The sequence below is a fragment of the Flavobacterium limi genome (assembly GCF_010645075.1).
In the GTDB taxonomy this organism is placed as follows: Bacteria; Bacteroidota; Bacteroidia; order Flavobacteriales; family Flavobacteriaceae; genus Flavobacterium; species Flavobacterium limi.
This window is the reverse complement of the sequence record NZ_JAADZV010000004.1, coordinates 315,028-337,888: the sequence shown is the minus strand read 5'-3', so window position 1 is coordinate 337,888 and position 22,861 is coordinate 315,028. Positions and strand designations below refer to the sequence as shown.

The following is a 22,861-nucleotide window of genomic DNA, read 5'->3' as shown; positions in this document are numbered from 1 at the left end:
TGAATAAACAAAAAACAATGCAAGATTTTTATAATGAAGGTGTAGAAGATGAAATCAATGAAGTGAATCTTCGTGAACAACTGGATAAATATTTAATTCACTGGAAATGGTTTATATTAAGTGCCTTCCTTTGTTTGGTTTTGGCGTTTTTGTATCTAAGATATACAACGCCTAGCTACGAAGCAACTACTTCTATATTGGTAAAGGATGAGAAAAAAGGGGGGATGCTTTCGGAATTATCTGCCTTTACAGATTTAGGAGGGTTGAGTGGAAGTTTAAAAAGTAATGTTGATAATGAGATTGAAATTTTAAAATCGAGAACATTAGTTGAGAGTACTATCAAAGAACTTGATCTTAATGTAAGTTTATTTGTGGAGGGAAATGTTGTAGATCGTGATATTTATGGTGAAGCCCCTGTAAATGTTTATTTTATTAATAAAACAGAATCATTTGATGAGGCTAATGTAGTTTTAAAATTAGATTTATTGTCTAATAATAGTTTTTCTTTAGAAAATACAATAGTTAATCAACCCGCTGTGAAGGTAATTTTATCTAAAAAAAAGCAATTTGAGTTTGGAGAAAAAATACCCACAAAAATAGGAACATTGATAATTGGGAAAACAGCATTCTATAAACTAAGTAACATTGGAAAAGATAAATCGATTCGAATTATAGTTAGTCCATTGGATAATGTAACAGCAAGTTTTAAAAATAGACTAAAAGTAGAACCAATAAGCAAAACAAGTAGTGTTGTTAATGTATCTGTAACTGATCCTGTACAAAAAAAAGCTGAGGATTTTCTAAATAGTATGATTCAAATATATAATGAAGATGCGGCGCAGGATAAAAATTTTATTTCAGAAAATACATCTAAATTTATTTCTGAGCGTCTGGCATTAATTACTCAGGAATTAGATGGAGTAGAGCAGGATGTCGAAAGCTTTAAGAAGTCAAACAGATTGACAGATATAGAATCTGAAGCCAAACTATTTATTGAAGGATCAAGTGAATATGATAAGAAAGGTGTAGAAACTGAAATTCAATTAAATGTAGTGTCTTCATTGTTGGATTTTATAAAAAAAAGTACCAATGAAGATTTACTGCCAACCAATATTATAACGGATAATGGAGATACAGGAGGGTTGATTGCATCTTATAATCAATTGGTTTTAGATCGTAACAGGATTTTAAAATCGGCTACAACTGAAAATCCATCTGTAATTAAATTAGACCAGCAAATTACATCTTTAAAATCTAATGTAGCGACAAGTTTAAGAAGAATGCAGTCTAATTTACAAATACAAAATCGTGATTTAAAAAGCCAGGAGAATATTTTAAATAATAAAATTGGTAAAATACCAGTGCAGGAACGTCAATTCAGAGTAATTGCACGACAGCAAAAAGTAAAGGAAGAGTTATATTTGTATTTATTACAAAAGCGTGAAGAAACAGCTATTTCATTAGCCGCTACCGAACCAAATGCGAGGGTAATAGACGCTGCAAAATCGAATAAAATTCCGGTAAGTCCTAAAAAAAATGTTATTTATCTCGCCGGATTGTTAATAGGTCTTTTAATCCCTTTTGGGATAATATACGGACATGATTTATTGGATACCAAAATTAAAAGCAGATTGGATTTGGAGGGAAAAACACAAATTCCTTTTATTGGTGATATTCCGACTTCTGAAGATGCTAATGAGTTGATTAAAACCGAGAGCAGAACAAGTTCAGCGGAAGCTATAAGGATTGTCAGAACGAATCTTGAATTTATGCTGACAAATGTTCCTGAAGGTTTGGCAAAAACTATTTTTGTAACCTCTACTTTTCCTGCAGAGGGTAAAACTCTCGTTTCAGTGAATCTTGCCGCTACATTTGCATTATCGGGAAGAAAAGTTTTACTTGTCGGAATGGATATTAGAAATCCTAAATTTATGGATTATTTTGCAATGCCAAATTTTGGATTAACAAATTATTTATCCTCAAATGATGCAGATATAAACAAATATATTATTAAGCATAATGATTATGACAATTTCTACATACTGCCTTCTGGGGTAATTCCTCCTAACCCTGCAGAGTTGTTGATGGGTAAAAACGTGGATAAGCTTTTTGAAATATTAAAGAAAGAATACGATTATATTATAGTAGACACAGCACCTGTAAGTTTGGTAGCGGATACTTTATTAATAGCAAAAAATGCAGATACTTTCGTATATGTAATGCGTGCGAATGTTTTAGAAAAAAGGATGTTGTCTATTGCAAATACTTTTTACAGAGAAAAGAAATTGCCAAATATGTGTATAGTACTTAATGACACTGATTCTACTAAAGGATATGGATACGGATATGGTTATGGCGTAAAAGCTGAGAAAAAATCATGGTTTAATAAATTCAAAAAAGATATAAGCTAATTAATGAGTTTTATATAAAAGAAGGTCCAAATTTATTTGGACCTTTTTTGTGAAATTATTATTTGTAGAAAATAAGTATTAGAATTTAAAAAACTGATTATTAGATATGATTTCTTTTAATCCATCGATTGAATTTATTTTTATTCTTTGTTCAAATGCAGCTATATGATTGTTATGATGTACATCTGTACCTGCAAAGTCATACATTCCGTTCTTCAGCAATTGTTCAGCAATTTTTGTAATTTCTTCACCGTAATAACCTACTACCGCCAGTAAATTCAATTGAAACAAACAGCCTGCTTTTTTTAGTCTTTCGTATTCGATAAAATTTTTATGATAAAATAAATATCGTTCCGGATGTGCTAAAACAGGTATGTATCCTGCAACCTGTAAATCAAATAAAATTTTATATAGCTGTATTGGAGCATTTATATATGACATTTCTACCAATACATAATTATCTTTTAAAGCAAGAAGCTTTTCATTTTGAAAATGCCTTTCAAACCAGTCATCCATAAAGTATTCTGCTGCAGCAAGAAAAGGTTTGGAAATATTATAAGTTTCGGTTAATAGTTTGCTTGTTTCTGCATGATTATCCTGAATGGCCTGAGGGGAATTATTCCAGATATAGTGACTAATATGGGGCGTTGTTATGAATTGCGAAACCCCAATATTTTGGAATGATTTAATTAATCTCTCAGTATCAGAAATTGTTTTAGCCCCATCGTCTATGCCTGGCAATAAATGCGAATGGATATCAATATAATCACCTGATAAAAGGTCTTTTAAGTAGTGTTTTTGTTTGAAGAATGATAACATAAAGACAAAAATAGAAAAATTGAAAGAAATAAAGATTAAATTAGAAAAGATTAATTATCCATATTATAAACAATATGAGTTTAGAAACAACCATTTTTTTGATGGTAATTATTTAGTTATTTTCAAAGATTGAAACTTGTAAGTTTATCGATGGAATTCAGCCATTAGAATCCGTTAGCGTGTTAAATGTAATAAAAAAAGCAACAGTAATATGATATTGTATTACGGTATTAGTAAAAAACGACTGTTCTTTGCATTTGGATTTGGTTGAAAATTTTTAACTTACCTCAATTTTTCAAATAAATATTTTGATGGAGTTATCGGTTATTATTCTTAATTATAATGTGCGCTATTTTCTGGAACTGTGTGTGCTGAGTGTTCAGGAAGCCCTTTCTGCAATCGATGGGGAAATCATTGTAGTTGATAATGATTCTGATGATGGGAGCTGTTTAATGATGAAAAGCAGATTTCCGGATGTATTATTAATTGAAAACAAGGAAAATTCAGGATTTCCAAAAGGAAATAATATTGGAGTAGCAAAAGCTAAAGGAAAATATATTTGTATTCTAAATCCCGACACAGTAGTAGCTGAAGACACATTTGTGAAAATTTTGGCTTTCGCCGAAGAAAAAAAAGACCTCGGAATTATTGGGTGTAAATTAATTGACGGAACAGGAAATTTTCTGCCTGAAAGCAAACGTGGAACTCCAACTCCCTGGGTAGCTTTTACCAAGATTTTCGGATTGTATAAAATTTTTTCAAATCAAAAGCTTTTTAATCAGTATTATGCACAGCATTTGTCAGAAAATGAAACAGGAAATGTTGATATTTTAGTAGGGGCTTTTATGGTAATGGAACGGGAATTATATTTGGAAACGGGAGGATTTGATGAAGATTGCTTCATGTATGCCGATGATATAGATTTGTCGTATTCTGTTTTGCAAAAACAAAGAAAAAATTACTATTTTCATGAAACATCTGTCATACATTACAAAGGGGAAAGTACTGTAAAAGACGAAAAATATATGAGAAGATTTCAGGAAGCAATGGAGTTTTTCTACCGAAAGCATTTTAGAAGATCTTTGTTTTTTTCGGTTTTTATCAAAGTTGGAATTTTTCTTTTTTCATTTGTAAAAATGTTTTTGGGAAAGCCTAAGTTAAATCCATTGCCGGAAAGCTATGTTTTCTTTTCTTCAAATGAAATTTTGTGCGGTCGACTGTCTTCGGTTTTAAAAAATAAAGTTGTTTTTTTAGATTTCAAAAAGGAAAAAATGGTAAATTCGTGCCTCGTTTCAAAGGGTAAAAGAATTGAAGTTATTTTGGATAATCAATACGTTTCTTTTAAAAAATGTATTGAAATCTTAGAAACTCTGAAGCATAAGAGTATTACTTTTAAAATTTTACCCAAAAAGGCTAATTTTATTATTGGAAGTAATTCTAAAAATGAACGGGGTGAAATGATGAAAATTGAGTAAAAATTATATTTTGTATAATTTATATTTAAAATATTTAGTAATTTCGCAATCTGAAAATCAAAATCACCTTTTAGGTTAATAATATGGCAAGATTTGAATTGAGACTTCCGAAAATGGGAGAAAGTGTCGCTGAAGCAACTATTACAAGCTGGTTGAAAGAAGTGGGAGACAAAATTGAAGCTGACGAAGCGGTACTGGAAATTGCGACTGACAAGGTTGATAGTGAAGTGCCAAGTGAAGTATCAGGAATTTTAGTTGAACAGTTATTTGGCAAAGATGATTTGGTTCAGGTTGGGCAAGTTATAGCGATTATTGAAATAGAAGGGAATAGTGCGGCAGAGGTAAAATCGATTGAAGAAACTGAAGTTCCTGTAGAAGCAATTGAAATTGAAAAAACAATCGAAGTTGCCAGAGAAGCTGTTTCTGTTCCTCAGGATTTTTCGGGTTCAGATAAATTCTTTTCTCCATTAGTGAAAAATATTGCCAAAGAAGAAGGGGTTTCTCTTTCTGAGTTAGAAAACATCACAGGTTCAGGAAAAGAAGGAAGGGTTACAAAAGAAGATATTTTAAAATATATTGAAAACCGTAAATCTGATGTTGAAGAAGTAAAAGAAGTTGTGCTTTCTCCAAAAACAGAAGAATTGGCACCTCAAAAAATTCAACAAGCAGTTCCGGTTTCTGTAAATGGAGATGACGAAATTGTTGAGATGGACAGAATGCGTAAGTTGATTTCTGGTTATATGGTAGCTTCACTTCAAACTTCTGCACATGTTCAGTCTTTCATTGAGGTAGATGTAACGAATATTGTAAAATGGAGAGACAAGGTTAAAGCAGCTTTTGAAAAAAGGGAAGGTGAGAAGCTAACCTATACACCAATTTTTATGGAAGCTGTTGCGAAAGCAATAAAAGATTTTCCGGGAATCAATATCTCAGTTGAGGGAGATTACATCATCAGGAAAAAGAATATAAATTTAGGAATGGCAGCTGCTTTGTCAAACGGAAATCTGATTGTACCTGTTATTAAAAATGCAGATCAGTTAAATCTTGTTGGAATGGCAAAAGCGGTAAATGATTTGGCAAACCGTGCTAAAACCGGAAAGCTAAAACCTGATGATACTCAGGGAGGAACATACACTGTCACTAATGTGGGGAGTTTTGGTAGTGTTTTTGGAACTCCAATTATCAATCAGCCGCAGGTTGGGATTCTGGCCTTAGGGGCTATTCGAAAAGTGCCTGCCGTTATAGAAACCCCGGAAGGTGATTTTATCGGAATCCGTCAAAAGATGTTTTTATCTCATTCTTATGACCACAGAGTGGTAGACGGAGCGTTAGGAGGCAGTTTTGTAAAACGCGTGGCTGAGTATTTAGAAGCTTTTGATGTCGATAGGGATTTCTAAAATAATATATTAAAATATTAATCCGGCAGAATTTCGAATTTTGCCGGATTTTTTATTTTTATAAACGTCAATTTTTTAAAAATAATTTTAACAGTTGTTTACAGTAATAAATTAGTGATAATTCGGCTTTAAAAATTACTTTTGTAACATTCAAAAACAAAAAAATGGAACTCAAACTCAGCAGACCAATCTGCTTTTTCGATTTAGAAACGACTGGAATTGATATCGGAAAAGACAGGATCGTAGAAATTTCAATATTGAAAGTTTTTCCAAACGGAAATAAAGAAAGTAAAACCTGGTTAGTGAATCCAACAATCCCAATTCCTCCTCATACGACGGAGGTGCATGGTATCACAGATGAAAAAGTCGCAGATGAGCCAACGTTTAATGAATTGGCGCCACAAATCTATAATATGATTAAAGACAGTGATTTGGGAGGTTTTAATTCGGATCGTTTTGATATTCCTTTATTGGCGGAAGAATTGCTTCGGGCGGGTGTGGATTTTGATATGAAAAATAAAGTATCAGTAGATGTTCAGACGATTTTTCATAAAATGGAAGAGCGTACCTTAAGTGCTGCATTAAAATTTTATTGTGGGAAAAATCTGGAAAATGCCCATTCTGCAGAAGCGGATACAACAGCAACTTATGAGATTTTAAAAGCACAGTTAGACCGTTATCCCGAATTGGAAAACGACATTAAAGCATTGTCGGAGTTTACAACACGGAAAAAAATTGCTGACTTTGCTGGAATGATTGCTTTTGATAAAGACAATGAAGAAATTTTTACCTTCGGAAAACATAAAGGAGCTAAAGTTGAAAAAGTTTTGGAAGCTGAGCCAGGATATTTCAGCTGGATTCAAAATGCGGACTTTCCTTTATACACGAAAAAGGTATTGACAGCAATAAAATTAAGAAAGTTAAATACGAAATAGGATTACGATATCAAAGGAGCTGTAATTTTTGTGCTCAATTTCTAAGAGAATCAGTAATTAGGGGCTCAAGTACTTAAAAGAAATGAAAATAATCTGCATCGGTAGAAATTATACCAATCATATAGAAGAATTAAAAAATGAAAGACCTGCTGAGCCTGTTGTCTTTATGAAGCCGGACTCGGCGGTCTTATTAAAGCAGCATCCGTTTGTAATTCCTGAATTTTCAGAAGATGTTCATCATGAAATCGAGATTGTTGTGAAAATTAATAAGGTCGGAAAATATATTGAACCTAAATTTGCACATAAATATTACGATGACATAAGTGTAGGTATTGATTTTACAGCCCGTGATTTACAGGCAAAGCTAAAAGAGAAGGGGTTGCCGTGGGAAAAAGCTAAAGCTTTTGACGGATCTGCAGTAATTGGGGATTTTTTGTCAAAGACACTTTTTAATTCTGTTGAAAATATTAATTTTGAACTCACAAATAATAATGAAACAGTTCAAAAAGGCAATACAAGTCTCATGTTGTGGAAAATAGATGAGCTTATTTCGTATGTGTCCCGGTATTTCACGCTAAAAATTGGTGATGTTATATTTACTGGAACGCCTGCGGGAGTTGCGGCAGTTAAGCCAAATGATGTTTTAGAAGGATTTTTAGAAGATAAAAAATTATTCAGAATACAAGTAAAATAATGGCATTAAAATATAATTTATCAAAAGTATATGCGCTTTCAGACAATGATTCGGAATTTGTAAACGAGATTCTAAGGCTATTTGTTACTGAAGTACCGGAAGATTTAAAGCAGATAAAAGAGGGTATTAAGAAGAAAGATCATAAACATGCTTATTCTTATGCTCATAAAATAAAACCGACTCTGGATTTAATGGGTTTGAATGTGGCTTTTGAAGAAATTTTGCAGGTTGAGGCCTGGACTAAGGCTGAAGGTAAAAAGAAAGAAATTATAGAGACTTTTAAAAGTATCAAAAAACAGGTCAATGATGCTATTAAAGAAATTAAAAAAGACTTCGATATCTAAATTGTTGTGTGAACTGATTTCGGTCCTTTAAAAGAGGAGAGTTGAAATCAGGTCAGGTTATATATCTTTTGTTTCGGAAATTTTATTTAACGAGTCATTTTTTAATATCAAAAGGATACTGTTTCCTGGTCTCGCTCAATTCGTTTATTTATAATCCTGTTTCCATAAGCAACTCATAAAGTTGAATAGAAAAAATCAAAATGAAAGCTACTATCATTACTATTGGTGACGAAATTTTAATAGGTCAGATTATTGATACTAATTCGGGATTTATTGCCAAAGCATTAGATCGAATTGGAGTAGAGGTTAGTGAGATGATTTCTATAAGTGATGATAAAAAGCATATTTTAAATACTTTTTCGCAACTTCAGAATAAAGTAGATGTCGTGATTGTAACCGGAGGATTAGGGCCGACAAAAGATGATGTTACGAAAAAAACATTTTGTGAGTATTTTGATGATGAATTAGTTGTAAATAAGGAAGTTCTGGCGCATGTAACGCAGCTGATCGAAGGTTATTTTAAACGTCCAATTACGCAAATGAATAAAGATCAGGCTCTGGTTCCTTCTGGCTGTACAATACTTCATAATAAAGTTGGTACCGCACCCGGAATGTGGATGAAAAAGGAAAATACTGTTTTTATTTCGCTTCCTGGCGTGCCATATGAAATGAAATATCTGGTTGAAGAAGAAATAATTCCAAAAATTGTCCGTGAATATAAACGTCCTTACATTATTCATAAAACGATTTTAACATATGGGCAAGGCGAGAGTTTAGTTGCGGAACGTATTGAACATTGGGAGAATAATTTACCTGATTTTATTAAACTGGCATATCTTCCAAATCCAGGTCGCGTTCGTTTAAGGCTGACTGCAAGAGGTACGGATAAAGAGGTTTTAGAGACGGCAATAGAAGAAAATGTAAAATCGTTAGATGCTATAATTCATGATATTATAGTAGGTTTTGATGACAATGAAACTATCGAAGTTGCTGTAGGAAAATTGTTGGTTCAGCAAAATAAAACTATTTCGACTGCTGAAAGTTTTACTGGGGGGAAAATAGCTTCATTATTATCTGCTGTTCCGGGAGCGTCTAGTTACTTTAAAGGCAGTGTTGTTTCATATGCAACAGAAGCGAAAGTTAATGTTCTTGGGGTGTCTCAGGGTTTAGTGGATCAATTTTCGGTAGTCAGTGCAGAGGTGGCATCGGCTATGGCTTTGAATGTAAAAGAGATACTTAAAACTGACTACGCCATTGCTACAACCGGAAATGCAGGCCCTTCCAAAGGTGATTCAGATGCTGAAATTGGCACTGTTTTTATAGCATTAGCAACGCCAAATGGAGTCATTACAGAAGAATTTAACTTTGGGCAACCTCGTGAAAAAGTGATAGATAGAGGCACCATTAAGAGTCTGGAGATATTGCAGAAAGAAATTTTAAAAAATGTGTAATATTTTTTTGCTACAATCGTTTATTTTTCTTTTCTTTGCACCCTGATTTTGAATAACGATAAAAGATAAGTATAATGTCAAGAGTTTGTGACCTTACAGGTAAAAGAGCGATGGTAGGAAATAACGTTTCTCACGCTATGAACAAAACTAAGAGAAAGTTTTCTGTAAACTTAGTTAAAAAGCGTTTTTATCTTCCAGAAGAAGATAGATGGATTACTCTTAGAGTAGCAGCATCTACGATAAAAACAATTAATAAAAATGGAATTTCTGCTGTTTTGAAAAAAGCACAGTCAGAAGGATTTATCAAATAATCTTTTCCTAAATAAATATATAGCAAGATGGCAAAGAAAGGTAATAGAATCCAGGTAATTTTAGAATGTACTGAACACAAAACTTCTGGTGTTGCAGGGACTTCAAGATATATCACAACAAAGAACAAAAAAAATACTCCGGACAGATTAGAGATTAAAAAATTTAATCCAATCCTGAAAAGAGTAACTGTTCATAAAGAAATTAAATAATAATTAGAGATTTTTTTAAATCTCAAATGAATTCGTTTGATGATTTATTGAATTTCAAATAACATTTGAATCATGGCAAAGAAAACCGTAGCATCGTTACAAACAGCTTCTAAGAGATTGTCAAAAGCCATCAAAATGGTAAAATCTCCTAAAACTGGTGCATATACATTCGTAGAATCTATTATGGCTCCTGAAGAAGTTGATGAATTCTTGAAAAAGAAATAATTACAACTACATTATATAGAAAAGCTACTTTCATTCGGGAAGTAGCTTTTTTATTTTTTATATTTGTGTGAATTTTTACAGAAGCCAAACATTTATCTTTGTTTTAATTATGGTTTCCCGCCATTCACTATATCTTTACCCGCCTAAAGAAGGCAGATAAAGGATACCGTTTCTGTCGGGGCTAAATACAATCAATTGGTCTTCTTTAAAGATTTGGATTTCAGATCATCTAAAAATCAGATATCCTAACATCTTAAAACCTACAAAACAAATGAGTTTTTTTAAAAAATTATTCTCTACCGATAAAAAAGAGACTTTAGACAAAGGTCTTGAAAAATCTAAAACATCTTTTTTCTCGAAATTAAGCAAGGCTGTAGCCGGAAAATCCAAAGTTGATGATGATGTATTAGATAATCTGGAAGAAATTCTTGTTGCTTCTGATGTTGGAGTAAATACCACTTTGAAAATCATTGAAAGAATCGAGAAACGTGTTGCCGAAGATAAATATCTGGGTACAGACGAATTAAACCAGATTCTTCGTGATGAAATCGGGGCTTTATTGTCTGAAACCAATACAGGTGAAGCAACAGAATTCGAGATACCGAGAGATAAAAAACCTTATGTTCTAATGGTTGTCGGGGTAAACGGAGTTGGTAAAACAACTACGATTGGTAAGCTTGCCTATCAATTTAAAAAAGCCGGACATAAAGTAGTTCTGGGAGCTGCAGATACGTTTCGTGCCGCAGCAATCGATCAACTGCAGGTTTGGGCAGACCGTGTTGATGTTCCAATTGTGAGACAAAATATGGGAAGTGATCCTGCTTCTGTAGCGTTCGATACTTTGCAGTCTGCAGTTGCCCAGGATGCTGATGTAGTTATTATTGACACTGCAGGACGTCTGCATAATAAAATCAATCTGATGAACGAGCTTTCAAAAGTGAAACGTGTAATGCAAAAAGTTGTTACTGATGCTCCTCATGATGTACTTTTGGTTTTAGATGGTTCTACAGGTCAAAATGCTTTTGAACAGGCAAAACAGTTTACAGCAGCGACTGAAGTAACTTCTCTGGCTGTTACGAAACTAGACGGAACTGCAAAAGGCGGTGTTGTAATTGGTATTTCAGATCAGTTTCAAATTCCGGTAAAATACATTGGTGTCGGCGAAGGAATTGAAGATTTGCAAGTCTTTAATAAATATGAATTTGTAGACAGTTTCTTTAAATAATTTCTTAAATGTAAAATGAAAAATATACCTCCTATTGCATTTTATTTTGCAAGTGTTCTGTGTTTTGTTTTTGCAAATGTTTCAAAAGATAAAAGTTTGTCTTTTTATTATGTTCTGTTAGTGTTGGGACTTGCTTTCTTTTTCGCAGGTATGTTAAAAAGAATCCGGACAAAAAGATAGCCTCTTTTTTAGTTACTTTTCTCTATATTTTTATGAAATATTATGGTGTCATCTTGCTGTTTATTCTGCTTTCCTGTACAAACAAGAAAAACGATAGAGATGATAAAGAATTTCGAACAGATCATCAAAAGGTAATTGTTATTCAGCCTTTGGGTAATTTTAAACTAAATCAGGCAGAAAAAGTTTTTAAACAAATCAAAGCTATCAATTCTAATGTGGTTTTAAGACAAAATATTTCTTTTCCTGAAAATTCTTTTTACAAACCCAGAAACAGATATCGTGCTGATAGCATTATTAAAAATCTTAAAAATAATATCGGAGTAGATTCTGTAATTGTGGGATTGTCACATGCTGATATCAGTACAACCAAAAACGGAATTAAAGACTGGGGTGTAATGGGGTTAGGCTATAAACCCGGAAAAGCTTGTGTAGTTTCTGATTTTAGATTATCCCGTAAAAATAAAAACGAACAATTTTATAAATTAGTTTTGCATGAATTAGGACATACTGCAGGTCTGCCTCATTGTAAAATCAAAACTTGTCTGATGCGTGATGCTGAGGGTGGTAATCCTATTGATCAGGAAAAAAGCTTCTGCAGAGATTGCAAAAGCTTTTTGAAAAGTAAAGGCTGGCAATTACTATAAATTGCTTTTCTGTGTTTATTGATACAAGGCACTGATCTTCTCCCACAAAACCTTGTCAAAATCAGATAAGGCCAGATTTACATTATCTGCCGCATCTCCCATTCTGATGACAACCATTTTTTTGCTTGGAATTACATATATTTTTTGATCGTTCTTTCCTAAGGCCATAAACATATCGTTTGGCGCTGTTGGAATTATACTTCCCTGAAAGATAAGCTGTGATTGAGGTAAATGATAATTTGCTTTTCCGTTTAGCCACCATAGATACCCATATCCCAAATTAATGTTTTGAGATGTTGTAGTTGCTTCATTGAAATAAGTTTCATTCAAAATTGTAGTATTTTCCCATTTTCCTTTGTTTAACATCAATAGGCCAAAGCGTGCCATGCTTCTGGTGTTGCTTGTATAAACGCTGTTTACGTCTATCTGAACCCAGGTGCCAGTCATTCCGATTTTATCTCTTAATTTTGTATTGAAATAGGTTGACCAGTTTTGTCCGCTAGCGGCTGCAACAACATCCTGCAGTTTTACATATACATTATGATACGCCCAGCGTGTACCTGCATCGGCTTTGTAAATTAGATCGGCCGGATCAACATCGTCTGTGCTGTCATCAAGACCTGATGTCATTGTTAGCAGATGTTTGCAGGTAATTAAATTCTCTTTGGCAAGTGTTTCGCTTGTCCAGTTGGTACCAAGATATTTAGAAACTTTGTCATTGATGCTGAGTAAGCCTTCCTGCTGAGCAATTCCAGTAACGGTAGCAGTTAGCGTTTTTCCTGCACTTGCCCAATACCAGGGCTTAGTTGCAGAATGGTCGCCGAAGTAATTTTCTAAAGCGATCCGGCCATTTACTAATATGATGAATGATTTAGAATTTTTGAGTTCTAAATAATCTAAAAGAGGCTGAACAGCATTCTGATTCCATTTTAGGTCTGAAATTGATGTTGTCTCCCAGGTATTTCCGGTTATGGGAGGAAAGTACATGGTTTGTGTTGGAGTGGTCTGAGAATTGTTGTCTTCTTTACTGCAACTAACGAAGGATAGCAGAATCAGGATTTTGAAAATTGTTTTGGTCATGGTTTATGTTTTTGGTTTGGGATTTGACCAAAAATATGTAAAATAGTTTAATGTGTTTTCCTGATTTTAATTTCTTTTTCATCTTATAAGATTATCTTTGTAGCCAATAAAATTTCTTTTGAATACCGAAGTCCTAGCCCTGATGGAAGCGGCATCCTTTTATGGCAGGGTTTGCCATAAAAGATACAGCGTACAGCAGGAAACAGCTTCTTATAAATAATACAATATGAAAAACACCTTTATGATTTTGGTTTTATCGCTTTTTTTTGTGAGCTGCAAACAGGAAATAAAACCGGCAGATATTGCAAAACTGAATGGTTATTGGGAAATTGAAAAAGTGGTTTTTGATAAAGGAGAAGAAAAGGCTTACGGAATGAATGAGAATTTTGATTATTTTCAGTTTAAAGGCTTAAAAGGTACCCGGACAAAAGTAATGGCGCAGCTGGACGGTACTTTTTTAACAACTGATACTTTTGAAAATGTTTCGGTTCGAATTACAGACAAAGGAACGTTTCTGGACTATAAAACGGATTATGCAAAGTGGAGTGAGGAATTGATTTCGCTTTCGGAAGAGACTTTTGTCGTGAAAAATAATCAGGATAAAGAGTATCATTATAAAAAATCAGGACCAGTAAATTTATTAAAAGATGGCAAAGAGGTTAAATAGCGAAAGTACGATTGGGGCTGTTTTACAACAGATCATTCAGGTGAATAAGTTACAGCCCGGAATGGATCAGATTGATGTTCGTGATGCCTGGAAAGAATTAATGGGAAGCGGTGTGAATACGTACACTAAGAATGTTGTTTTAAAAGGCAGTACACTGTACGTTGAACTGGGATCAGCTGTTTTACGTGAAGAATTGAGCCATGGAAAGTCTAAAATCGTTAAAATGATTAATGAAGAGTTGGGACGTGAGGTGGTGAAGGATGTAGTTTTACGATAGACTTCTTGGAATTTTAGACAACTTAGATTATTGGATTGAAAAAATAGTGGTTAAAAAAAGGAAACCCACTTCATTGAAGTGGGTTTCCTTTTGTAAGATTTTAAGGAATCTAAACATGTCTGAAAATCCAATAATCTAAGTTGTCTAAAATTAAAACTGCTCTCTTCCTGCAAAGTGAAACGCACCTTCGATTGCAGCGTTTTCGTCACTGTCAGATCCGTGAACTGCATTTTCTCCGATAGAAGTTGCGTATGCTTTACGGATAGTTCCTTCAGCAGCTTCAGCAGGGTTTGTAGCTCCAATTAATGTTCTGAAATCTTCTACAGCGTTGTCTTTTTCTAAAATAGCAGCAACGATTGGTCCGCGTGACATGAATTCTACCAATTCTCCGTAGAAAGGTCTTTCTGCGTGAACTGCATAAAATGCTTTTGCATCAGCTACAGTCAGTTGAGTTAATTTTAATGAAACGATTTTGAAACCCCCGTTTGTAATCATTGCCAGGATATTTCCGATATGTCCGTTTGCAACTGCATCAGGCTTAATCATGGTAAAAGTTCTATTTGTAGCCATTTTTTGTGTTTTTTAAATTTGGTGCAAAAATAGAACTTTTTTGCGAATTGATTTTAATAAATTCATAATTAAAATAGGTTAGAATGGTGTTTTGAATAATGAAAATATAAATCATGATTGTTGATGCAAAAAAAGAGACGCACAATAGTGCGTCTCTATAAATACGTAGAAATTTTTAAACTTTAAATATTAATTTATTTCTGTAGAATATCCACAAAATAAATGTCCAGATACAAACGTACACTAATGCACCTCCCAATGAAGCTGCTTTAGGGTCGTTGAAAAACGGCGCAATCCAAAAACGATATAAAAAGTCTAAAAGGTTGGTCTGCTCTTCGGGATTTTTTGGATTTTGAAACTGAATCATTACTAAAGCCTGCGGGATAATCTGAGAGCTGAAAAATACAATCATTGGGTTTACTCCCCAGATCAGGAAGGGTTTAAACCCTTTTTTATAACCTGCAATATCAATCAGATAATATAAGATGGTGAAAAATACGGTTGCTAATCCTGTTGTAAATAGAACATAACTGCTTGTCCAAAGCGATTTGTTGATTGGAAAAACCAAATCCCAAATTAATCCTGAAACGATTAATAAAGCGCCAATCTGGCCCATTTTTAGCCCTTTTTTTGTTTTAGGGTTGTCACTTTGTAAAAACTGGCCGATTAACAATCCGATAATTCCGTTTACGATAGATGGAATAGTGCTTAAAATTCCTTCCGGATCCCATGTGACAGTTCCGCTGTACATATGATCTTTTAGCAAAATACTGTCAAGCCAGGAAGCCAGATTGGTTCCTTTTTCAAGATTTGCTTCTCCTATGCCTGGAACGGGAATCAGTGTCATTATCCCCCAATATCCTAATAGTAAAACTGCTCCGGTTATAATTTGCGTTTTTTGAGTCGTTTTTAAATATAAAAGTGAGACTACGAAATATACAATGGCAATTCGTTGTAAAACTCCAGGAAGCCTTACATCATGATATGCTTCGATACCACTGTAAGCCAGAACCAGATAAATGAACAGAATCGAAAAAGCTAAAATGTTTTTGACTTTAGAACTAAAACTTCCCATTAAAGCATAGCCAACAGCAATTGTAATGGCTAATCTTCCAATAAGAAGCGGAATCCCGTCGAGCCCAAATAATTGAATTTTGCTAAAAAAATTGAAGAAAATTCCCAGACATAACATTCGAAGCGAGCGGACTAAAATTTTATTGAACGTTGTTCCGTCATAAAATTTCTCAGGCATTGCAAGCGGAACTGCAACTCCCATAATAAAAACAAAAAAAGGAAATACCAAATCGGTTGGTGTGCATCCGTGCCAGTCGGCGTGCAGTAGTGATGGATAAACGTTGCCCCAGTCTCCGGGATTGTTGACAATAGTCATTAATAAAATAGTGAGTCCACGAAAGACATCTAGCGAAATTAAGCGTTCTTTTACCATTTGTTTTGGGTAAATTGGTTAATTAATTATTTTAAAAATCGCTATTTGGTTTGAAAACAATAATCGAGAACGGAGTGGTTATTTTATTCTGAATTATTGTTGTATTTCGTACGTAATTATATTGTAATAATTGAAAAATTAGTTTCTAAAGGTCTTAATTTTTGAGTTAATAATGGAATTAATTGTTCGCCTTTTTCTAAATAAAATTCAGAGAAATTTGCCTGACGTTCCTGCAAACTGTTATTTGGAAACAATTCACACTGCAAATCAGTAACTCTTTCTAATTGATCCTGCAGTTTTCTTTTTTGTGCTTTAAGCAGGCGTTTTTCAAGGTTTTCAAGACCTTTTGTCTGTTTAATTTCTTGTGCTTTTACTGCACCTGAAAAAGATTTATCGGTTTGATCTGCTAATTCATAGATATATTGGAACTGGGTTTTCAGAATTTCTTTTTGAGCCGATAAATCAATCGGAAAAGCTGAGATTTTATGTGTTACAGTGTTTAATAAATCTTCCTGTTTTGTAAATAGGTCTTTCCAGTTTAAATGCAGCTGATCTGCTTTTTTAACCTGCTTTTCGGTTGCCAGAAGTACCGAATTACGAACTAAAAGTATTGGGAAAGTTATATTTACGGCATCAAAAAATGATTTCAATTCCAGCCAGTACGCAATTTCTCCGCCTCCGCCAATGTAGCATAAATTAGGTAAGATAATTTCCTGATACAACGGACGCATAATTACATTTGGACTGAATTTTTCAGGATTGTTTTCCAGTTCAGAGAAAATTTCTTCTTTAGAAAATGAAATTTTCGTATTGTTTATAAAGTATCGTTCTTTCTCAAATATGATTCTCTCACGCAAGTTGTCTTCAATATAAAACAAATTAATCTCACGCGGATTTACCTGAACACTATAATCGGTCAGTTTTTCGATTGTTTCCTGTACCGTTTTAAACGAAGTCTGCTTTACTAATTCTTCTTTTGCATACGGAATAAAAGCTTGTTTCAGGTCGGCATCATCTGCATCAATGATAACCAAGCCTTGAGAAGCAAATAGACTATTGGCTAAAAAACGTGTCGCATTAGCAAGATTATCATGTTTTAGGTAAGCATCTTCAAAAAGTTTTTTTAGTGTATTTGCGTTGGTGCTTGATCCTAATTCCAAAGCATAAATTTCCAGAAATTCGGCTAAACCTTCCGTTGAAAGTCTTCCAACAGGACCTGTACTTTCTTTGTTCCAACGAAATTTTTTTCCTTTAAAATTAAAATAATTGATCTCTTCAAAATCATGATCTTCCGTGGCCATCCAGTAAATCGGAACAAAATTATTCGATGGATATTTCGATTTTAATTCTTTGGTAAGATTAATGGCTGAAATAATTTTATAAAGGAAATATAATGGACCGCTGAATAAATTTAATTGATGTCCGGTGGTAATTGTAAATGTATTTTCGAGTGCTAAAAGTTCAAGATTTTGTCTGGTCAAATCAGAAATTTCAATATTCTGATATTGTTTTTTCAAGGTTTTAACTAAAGGAACCCGGTTGACATTATTAAAATTTGATTGCTTTTCAATGATTTGTTTTTCGAAATTTTCAAGTGACGGAAAGTGATTGTACAGCGATTTTAATTCTGGTTTCTGATCTAAATAGTCTTGCATCAATTTAGAGAAATACCCTGAGTTTTGATAGCTGATACAGTCGGTTGGCATAATTTTGAATTTATTTTTGACAGCTGTAAATTTAATGAAAATATACAGTTAAAAATGGTTTTAACGATTGCTTATGATTTGATTTTTATTTTTTGGTTTAAAAACTTTGTAATCAGGTTTTTAGTTTTTGAGAAGTTGTGTAACATTGAAAATTTATAAAATTTGTTAAAAAATGCGAGTGTTGTGAAACTAATTTTTCTAAAACTGAATTATTGACAATGAAACTTTATTTTTGCAGGTAAAAAAGTTATATTACAGTCATATGAAAAGTAACCCCAATCAAAAGAACTCCTTAAAACATGTTCTGTTTGGAAGCCTTATTGGTACCACAATTGAATTTTTTGATTTTTATATTTATGCCAATGCAGCAGTATTGGTTTTTCCTCAATTATTTTTTCCCGGTTCAGATGCTACCATGGCAACTTTAGAATCATTAGCTACTTTTTCAATAGCCTTTTTATCACGTCCGTTAGGTTCTGCTTTTTTTGGACATTATGGAGATAAAATCGGTCGAAAATTTACCTTAGTTGCAGCCTTATTAACTATGGGCATTTCTACCGTTACAATAGGATTTTTGCCTGGTTATGCCAGTATTGGAGTTGCCGCACCACTATTATTGATGCTTTGTAGATTCGGACAAGGTGTTGGTTTAGGAGGAGAGTGGGGAGGAGCTGTTTTATTAGCCATTGAAAATGCACCACCACATAAACGTGCCTGGTACGGAATGTTTCCGCAATTGGGAGCGCCAATTGGATTACTGCTTTCAGGAGGGACTTTCTTGTTGCTGACGGATTCAATGAGCAATGAAGATTTCATGAATTATGGCTGGAGAATTCCTTTTATCGCTAGTTCGCTATTGGTTATAGTTGGTTTTTATATCCGGACTAAAATCTCAGAAACGCCATCCTTTGAAAATTCTAAAAACGCGCACGAAGAAGTCAAAGTACCATTTTTAACTTTGATTAAATCTTATAAAAATCAATTGATTTTTGGAACATTGGCAGCAGTAACTACATTTTTGGTATTTTATCTTATGACAGTATTTACTTTGAGCTGGGTTACTTCAGATTTAGGTTATGTCAAAAGAGATGCTTTATTGATCCAACTGTTTTCGGTACTGTTTTTTGCTATTTTTATTCCGATTTCAGCTTTGGTTGCAGATAAAATTGGACGCAGAAAAATATTAATTTTTACAACAATTACTATTGCCATTTTCGGATTTTTCTTTTCGTTGTTTCTTAATTCCGGAAGTCCGTTTTTGGTAACAGCTTTTGTATGTATCGGAATGTCTTTGATGGGCTTTACTTATGGACCACTAGGAACATTTTTATCAGAGTTGTTTCCTACGACTGTTCGTTATTCCGGTGCTTCCTTGACGTTTAATCTGGCAGGGATTTTAGGTGCCGCTTTTGCACCGATGATTGCCATTTGGCTGGCAAGTACGTATGGTTTGAATTATGTTGGTTTTTATCTCACAATTGCGGCTTTTGTTTCTTTAGTTTCCTTTTTAGTGATTTCTAAAAAAGTACATCAGTTTTAATATTCCTGAAAATTAATTTATATGGAGGTAATGAGTCATTCATTACCTCTTTTTTTGGAATAATCTTAAAGATTCTTGTATTTTATACACTTTCTGAAATATTTATTTGTATTTTAATTTATTGTTATTCAGTATTTTGAAATTATTTTAAGAAAATTTTATCATTTAATTTGTTTATTAGAAAAATAATTCACAAAATTTGCATCAGAAAATAAGTAATTAACTATTAATAAACGAAGACAATGTTTGTATTAAACCTTACCTCACAAAACATCGCATCAGGATCAGATTCTGTTGGCATGTGTCTTCGTGGCTTTTCTCAATCATAGCAAATCAATTTTAGATATATGAACAAGCCCGAAGGAAAATAACTTTCGGGCTTTTTTTATTCTAGACACTTCAAAAATTCCCGAATATCCGAACTGAATTTATCTGTTAGCAGATAAAATGTTGATCAAAATCTCTTGCCCGGATTTTGCATAATGTTTTGCGCTATATTCTTACGCCTTAAATAGTTTGATGTAAAGCATTTCATTTTGTAAAAAGAAACAGGCAATATTGATTTTGGAAGAATTTCAATAGTAAAAAACAAATGGGAAATAAATTATCCGGAAAAGACCTGATTAAAATAGGCTTTCCAAAAAATAATAGTATCAATATTGCCCTGGGGCAAATCAACCGATACAGAAAACGAGAAAAAAAAGAAAGTATATTAACCGAAGCCAAAGAAGTTTTACTGTTTCCGGAAAAATTTACCGGACACGGTACCTGGGGTAAAGTTGCTGAAGGATTAGTAAATCCGGTACAAGTCAGAATGCATCAGCTTAACAACACCAGAGCACCTTTCTCTATTTTCGGAGAAAATGAAATTGATGAACAGGCAAAGTATCAGTTGTATGATGCCTTAAAACTACCAATTTCCGTAGCAGGAGCTTTAATGCCAGACGCACATTCCGGTTACGGATTGCCAATTGGCGGAGTTCTTGCGACAGATAATGCTGTAATTCCTTATGGAGTTGGAGTAGATATCGGCTGCCGAATGAGCTTATCAATTTTTGATATTCCGGCTTCTTTTTTCAAAGGAAAAGAACATCAGCTAGAGGCTATTTTAAAAGATAATACCAAATTTGGGATGTATGAAACCCACACCATTCGCCCAGATCACGAAGTGTTTAGCCGAAGTGAATTTCAGGATATTCCACTTTTGAAAAATCTTTTGGGTAAAGCTTACAAGCAATTGGGAACATCCGGTGGAGGAAATCACTTTGTTGAATTCGGAATTGCAAAAATCACTAATCCTCTCAACGAATGGAAGATTGGAGTTGGTGAATATTTTGCAGTGCTTTCGCATAGTGGTTCCCGTGGGCTTGGTGCTAATATTGCAAAACATTACACGTATCTGGCAACCAAACAATGTCCGTTGCCTAAAAATGTTCAGCATCTGGCGTGGCTGGATTTGAATACACACGACGGACAGGAATACTGGCTGGCTATGAATTTAGCAGGTGATTATGCCAAAGCCTGTCATGACGATATTCATCGCCGAATTGCAAAAGCGATAGGAAAGCGAGTGGTTGTAACCATTGAAAACCATCACAACTTTGCATGGAAAGAAATCGTAAATGGCAAAGAAGCAATTGTGCATCGAAAAGGAGCTACTCCTGCAAACGTTGGTGAATTGGGTATTATTCCGGGTTCGATGACTGCTCCGGGCTTTATCGTTCAGGGAAAAGGAAATCCCGAAAGCTTAAATTCGGCTTCTCACGGTGCAGGAAGATTGTTTTCGAGAAAGAAATGCAAAGAAACTTTTACGCAAAGTGAAATTAAAAAAGTGCTCAAAACAAATGGTGTGACTTTGATTGGCGGTAATATTGACGAAGCGCCAATGGCGTACAAAGACATTAATAAAGTAATGGCAAACCAAAACGAATTGGTAGATGTACTCGGTACATTCACTCCAAAAATCGTTCGAATGGATCGCTAGAAAATACAGAAATTATGGAAAAAATAATTCAAATAACATCAGGGCGCGGTCCGGCTGAATGCAGCTGGGTTGTGGCTCAGGTGCTGAAAACTTTTTTGGAAGAAGCAAATGATAATAAAATAAAAACAACTTTGCTTCAGCGGGAAAAAGGAATCGAAAACGGAACCGTAGAAACAGCTACAATTTTACTCGAAAGTGATACTCTAAATGATTTTATAAACTCATGGGTTGGAACTATTCAATGGATTGGGCAGAGCCAGTTTAGGAAATTTCATAAACGTAAAAATTGGTTTATCGGAATTTTTGAAGTTGATAAAACGACTACGACCGAAATTTCAGAAAAAGATATTCAGTATCAGGCGATGCGCAGTTCCGGTGCGGGAGGACAACATGTAAATAAGGTAAGTTCAGCAGTACGGGCAACTCACGTTTCAACAGGAATTAGTGTAGTGGCGATGGATTCAAGATCGCAGCATCAGAATAAAAAACTGGCAACCGAAAGATTGCTTCAGAAATTTAAGGACGAAACCGTAAAACAATTCAAAGCCGAATTTCAGACACAATGGATGAATCAATTGCAAATTCAGCGTGGAAATCCGATTCGGGTTTTTCAGGGTTCAGATTTTAAAAAACAAAAACAAGTTAAAAATTACAAACAGGAACGGCAAAGATTAAAACGGGAAGATTATTTCGATCGTGAATGAGATTTGATTCTTGCATTCCAAATAGAAAAATTATGAAAACAGTAGATAAATATCTTTTTCAGGCATTAGACAATTATCCGTATTGGTTGGAAGGAACGATTGAATCGTTGGATTATGCGTTGTCTTATGATGATAAAAACACCATGGCATTGTGTTTATACGGTCAGGTTTTCGCAGATCAATTATTGAAATATGAAGAAGCTAAAGAGTATTTTCAAAAGGCGCTTTCGATTAATATTTATGCTTTGGAGGTGTATCCTTTTTATATTCATACTTTGATTTTGAATGAAGATTACGAAGAAGCAATGAAACTGATTGATTTCGCATTGACTGTCAAGGGAATGAATAAAACAGAAATTCTTTTGAAGAAAATCATACTTTTAGAGCGTCAGCAAGAATTTAAGAAAGCATTGAAAATGATTAAAAAGGTAAAACTTACCATAATAAATACTTGCTATGATTATACAATTGAAGAATCTGAAAAAAGGCTGAACAAAAAATTGAATGGTGATTCGAAAAAAGACAAGCCGGCCAAGAAGAAAAAGAAAAACAAGTAAAAAAGAAA

At 33.9% G+C, this 22,861-nt stretch carries 23 protein-coding genes; 18 read left to right on the top strand and 5 right to left on the bottom strand.

Features of this window, described 5'->3' with window-relative positions:
- Positions 1 to 17: 17 nt before the first annotated feature.
- Positions 18 to 2,411, top strand: a complete 2,394-nt coding sequence (locus GXM16_RS10900) for a GumC family protein (protein ID WP_163394401.1) — start codon at positions 18 to 20, stop codon at positions 2,409 to 2,411.
- Positions 2,412 to 2,489: 78 nt separating this feature from the next.
- Here GXM16_RS10900 and GXM16_RS10895 read toward each other — a convergent pair whose 3' ends face one another.
- Positions 2,490 to 3,230: a tyrosine-protein phosphatase gene (locus tag GXM16_RS10895; protein WP_163394400.1), complete on the bottom strand. Its 741-nt coding sequence runs from the start codon at positions 3,228 to 3,230 to the stop codon at positions 2,490 to 2,492.
- Positions 3,231 to 3,541: 311 nt separating this feature from the next.
- On the opposite strand from GXM16_RS10895, the gene GXM16_RS10890 reads away from it, so the two are divergent.
- From GXM16_RS10890 to GXM16_RS10840, 11 genes are all read left to right on the top strand, one after another.
- Positions 3,542 to 4,705 carry a glycosyltransferase family 2 protein gene (locus GXM16_RS10890; RefSeq protein ID WP_163394399.1) on the top strand — a complete coding sequence of 388 codons (1,164 nt, stop codon included), beginning with the start codon at positions 3,542 to 3,544 and terminating at the stop codon, positions 4,703 to 4,705.
- An 83-nt stretch (positions 4,706 to 4,788) separates the two neighbouring features.
- Positions 4,789 to 6,102, top strand: coding sequence for a dihydrolipoamide acetyltransferase family protein (locus tag GXM16_RS10885; RefSeq protein WP_163394398.1), 1,314 nt, complete (start codon positions 4,789 to 4,791; stop codon positions 6,100 to 6,102).
- A 164-nt stretch (positions 6,103 to 6,266) separates the two neighbouring features.
- Positions 6,267 to 7,037, top strand: a complete 771-nt coding sequence (locus tag GXM16_RS10880; protein ID WP_163394397.1) for a 3'-5' exonuclease — start codon at positions 6,267 to 6,269, stop codon at positions 7,035 to 7,037.
- Positions 7,038 to 7,119: 82 nt separating this feature from the next.
- Positions 7,120 to 7,731, top strand: a complete 612-nt coding sequence (locus tag GXM16_RS10875; protein WP_163394396.1) for a fumarylacetoacetate hydrolase family protein — start codon at positions 7,120 to 7,122, stop codon at positions 7,729 to 7,731.
- The gene (locus GXM16_RS10870; RefSeq protein WP_163394395.1) at positions 7,731 to 8,075 is read left to right on the top strand and encodes an Hpt domain-containing protein; all 345 of its coding nucleotides are present in this window, start codon (positions 7,731 to 7,733) and stop codon (positions 8,073 to 8,075) included. The genes GXM16_RS10875 and GXM16_RS10870 overlap by 1 nt, the downstream gene beginning before the upstream one ends.
- 200 nt (positions 8,076 to 8,275) lie before the next feature.
- On the top strand, positions 8,276 to 9,526 hold the full coding sequence (locus GXM16_RS10865; protein ID WP_163394394.1) for a CinA family nicotinamide mononucleotide deamidase-related protein: 1,251 nt from the start codon (positions 8,276 to 8,278) through the stop codon (positions 9,524 to 9,526).
- 74 nt (positions 9,527 to 9,600) lie between these two features.
- Positions 9,601 to 9,837 carry a 50S ribosomal protein L28 gene (rpmB, locus tag GXM16_RS10860; RefSeq protein WP_007805815.1) on the top strand — a complete coding sequence of 79 codons (237 nt, stop codon included), beginning with the start codon at positions 9,601 to 9,603 and terminating at the stop codon, positions 9,835 to 9,837.
- A gap of 27 nt (positions 9,838 to 9,864) precedes the next feature.
- On the top strand, positions 9,865 to 10,047 hold the full coding sequence (rpmG, locus tag GXM16_RS10855) for a 50S ribosomal protein L33 (protein ID WP_017495179.1): 183 nt from the start codon (positions 9,865 to 9,867) through the stop codon (positions 10,045 to 10,047).
- Positions 10,048 to 10,119: 72 nt separating this feature from the next.
- The gene (locus GXM16_RS10850) at positions 10,120 to 10,272 is read left to right on the top strand and encodes a DUF4295 domain-containing protein (protein WP_070261881.1); all 153 of its coding nucleotides are present in this window, start codon (positions 10,120 to 10,122) and stop codon (positions 10,270 to 10,272) included.
- Positions 10,273 to 10,543: 271 nt separating this feature from the next.
- A complete protein-coding gene (gene ftsY, locus GXM16_RS10845; protein WP_163394393.1) occupies positions 10,544 to 11,497 on the top strand; it encodes a signal recognition particle-docking protein FtsY in 954 nt (317 codons plus the stop codon).
- 212 nt (positions 11,498 to 11,709) lie between these two features.
- Positions 11,710 to 12,321, top strand: a complete 612-nt coding sequence (locus GXM16_RS10840; protein WP_163394392.1) for a zinc-dependent metalloprotease family protein — start codon at positions 11,710 to 11,712, stop codon at positions 12,319 to 12,321.
- Between the two features lie 15 nt (positions 12,322 to 12,336).
- Here GXM16_RS10840 and GXM16_RS10835 read toward each other — a convergent pair whose 3' ends face one another.
- Positions 12,337 to 13,401 (bottom strand): serine hydrolase domain-containing protein, encoded by a 1,065-nt coding sequence (locus GXM16_RS10835; protein ID WP_163394391.1) that lies wholly within the window; start codon positions 13,399 to 13,401, stop codon positions 12,337 to 12,339.
- A 226-nt stretch (positions 13,402 to 13,627) separates the two neighbouring features.
- Here GXM16_RS10835 and GXM16_RS10830 point away from each other — a divergent pair, with 226 nt between their 5' ends.
- Both GXM16_RS10830 and GXM16_RS10825 read left to right on the top strand, forming a co-directional pair.
- Positions 13,628 to 14,068 (top strand): hypothetical protein, encoded by a 441-nt coding sequence (locus GXM16_RS10830; protein WP_163394390.1) that lies wholly within the window; start codon positions 13,628 to 13,630, stop codon positions 14,066 to 14,068.
- The gene (locus GXM16_RS10825) at positions 14,049 to 14,345 is read left to right on the top strand and encodes a DciA family protein (protein ID WP_163394389.1); all 297 of its coding nucleotides are present in this window, start codon (positions 14,049 to 14,051) and stop codon (positions 14,343 to 14,345) included. Before GXM16_RS10830 ends, GXM16_RS10825 begins: the two co-directional genes overlap by 20 nt.
- 150 nt (positions 14,346 to 14,495) lie before the next feature.
- Here the strand turns inward: GXM16_RS10825 and GXM16_RS10820 are convergent, their stop codons facing one another.
- The 3 genes from GXM16_RS10820 to bshC all read right to left on the bottom strand — a co-directional run bounded on the left by GXM16_RS10820 (position 14,496) and on the right by bshC (position 18,068).
- Positions 14,496 to 14,915, bottom strand: coding sequence for a nucleoside-diphosphate kinase (locus tag GXM16_RS10820; RefSeq protein WP_031456090.1), 420 nt, complete (start codon positions 14,913 to 14,915; stop codon positions 14,496 to 14,498).
- A 175-nt stretch (positions 14,916 to 15,090) separates the two neighbouring features.
- Positions 15,091 to 16,362: an acyltransferase family protein gene (locus GXM16_RS10815; protein WP_163394388.1), complete on the bottom strand. Its 1,272-nt coding sequence runs from the start codon at positions 16,360 to 16,362 to the stop codon at positions 15,091 to 15,093.
- A 116-nt stretch (positions 16,363 to 16,478) separates the two neighbouring features.
- On the bottom strand, positions 16,479 to 18,068 hold the full coding sequence (gene bshC, locus GXM16_RS10810) for a bacillithiol biosynthesis cysteine-adding enzyme BshC (RefSeq protein ID WP_163394387.1): 1,590 nt from the start codon (positions 18,066 to 18,068) through the stop codon (positions 16,479 to 16,481).
- Between the two features lie 262 nt (positions 18,069 to 18,330).
- Here bshC and GXM16_RS10805 point away from each other — a divergent pair, with 262 nt between their 5' ends.
- The 4 genes from GXM16_RS10805 (at position 18,331) to GXM16_RS10790 (ending at position 22,853) form a co-directional block, all read left to right on the top strand.
- Positions 18,331 to 19,608 carry an MFS transporter gene (locus tag GXM16_RS10805; protein ID WP_163394386.1) on the top strand — a complete coding sequence of 426 codons (1,278 nt, stop codon included), beginning with the start codon at positions 18,331 to 18,333 and terminating at the stop codon, positions 19,606 to 19,608.
- Between the two features lie 592 nt (positions 19,609 to 20,200).
- Complete coding sequence (locus GXM16_RS10800; RefSeq protein WP_163394385.1) at positions 20,201 to 21,592, top strand: RtcB family protein; 1,392 nt, start codon at positions 20,201 to 20,203, stop codon at positions 21,590 to 21,592.
- Between the two features lie 14 nt (positions 21,593 to 21,606).
- Positions 21,607 to 22,296: a peptide chain release factor H gene (prfH, locus tag GXM16_RS10795; RefSeq protein ID WP_163394384.1), complete on the top strand. Its 690-nt coding sequence runs from the start codon at positions 21,607 to 21,609 to the stop codon at positions 22,294 to 22,296.
- 32 nt (positions 22,297 to 22,328) lie between these two features.
- Entirely contained in the window at positions 22,329 to 22,853 is a 525-nt protein-coding gene (locus GXM16_RS10790; protein ID WP_163394383.1) for a tetratricopeptide repeat protein, read from the top strand.
- The last annotated feature ends 8 nt before the right edge of the window (positions 22,854 to 22,861 follow it).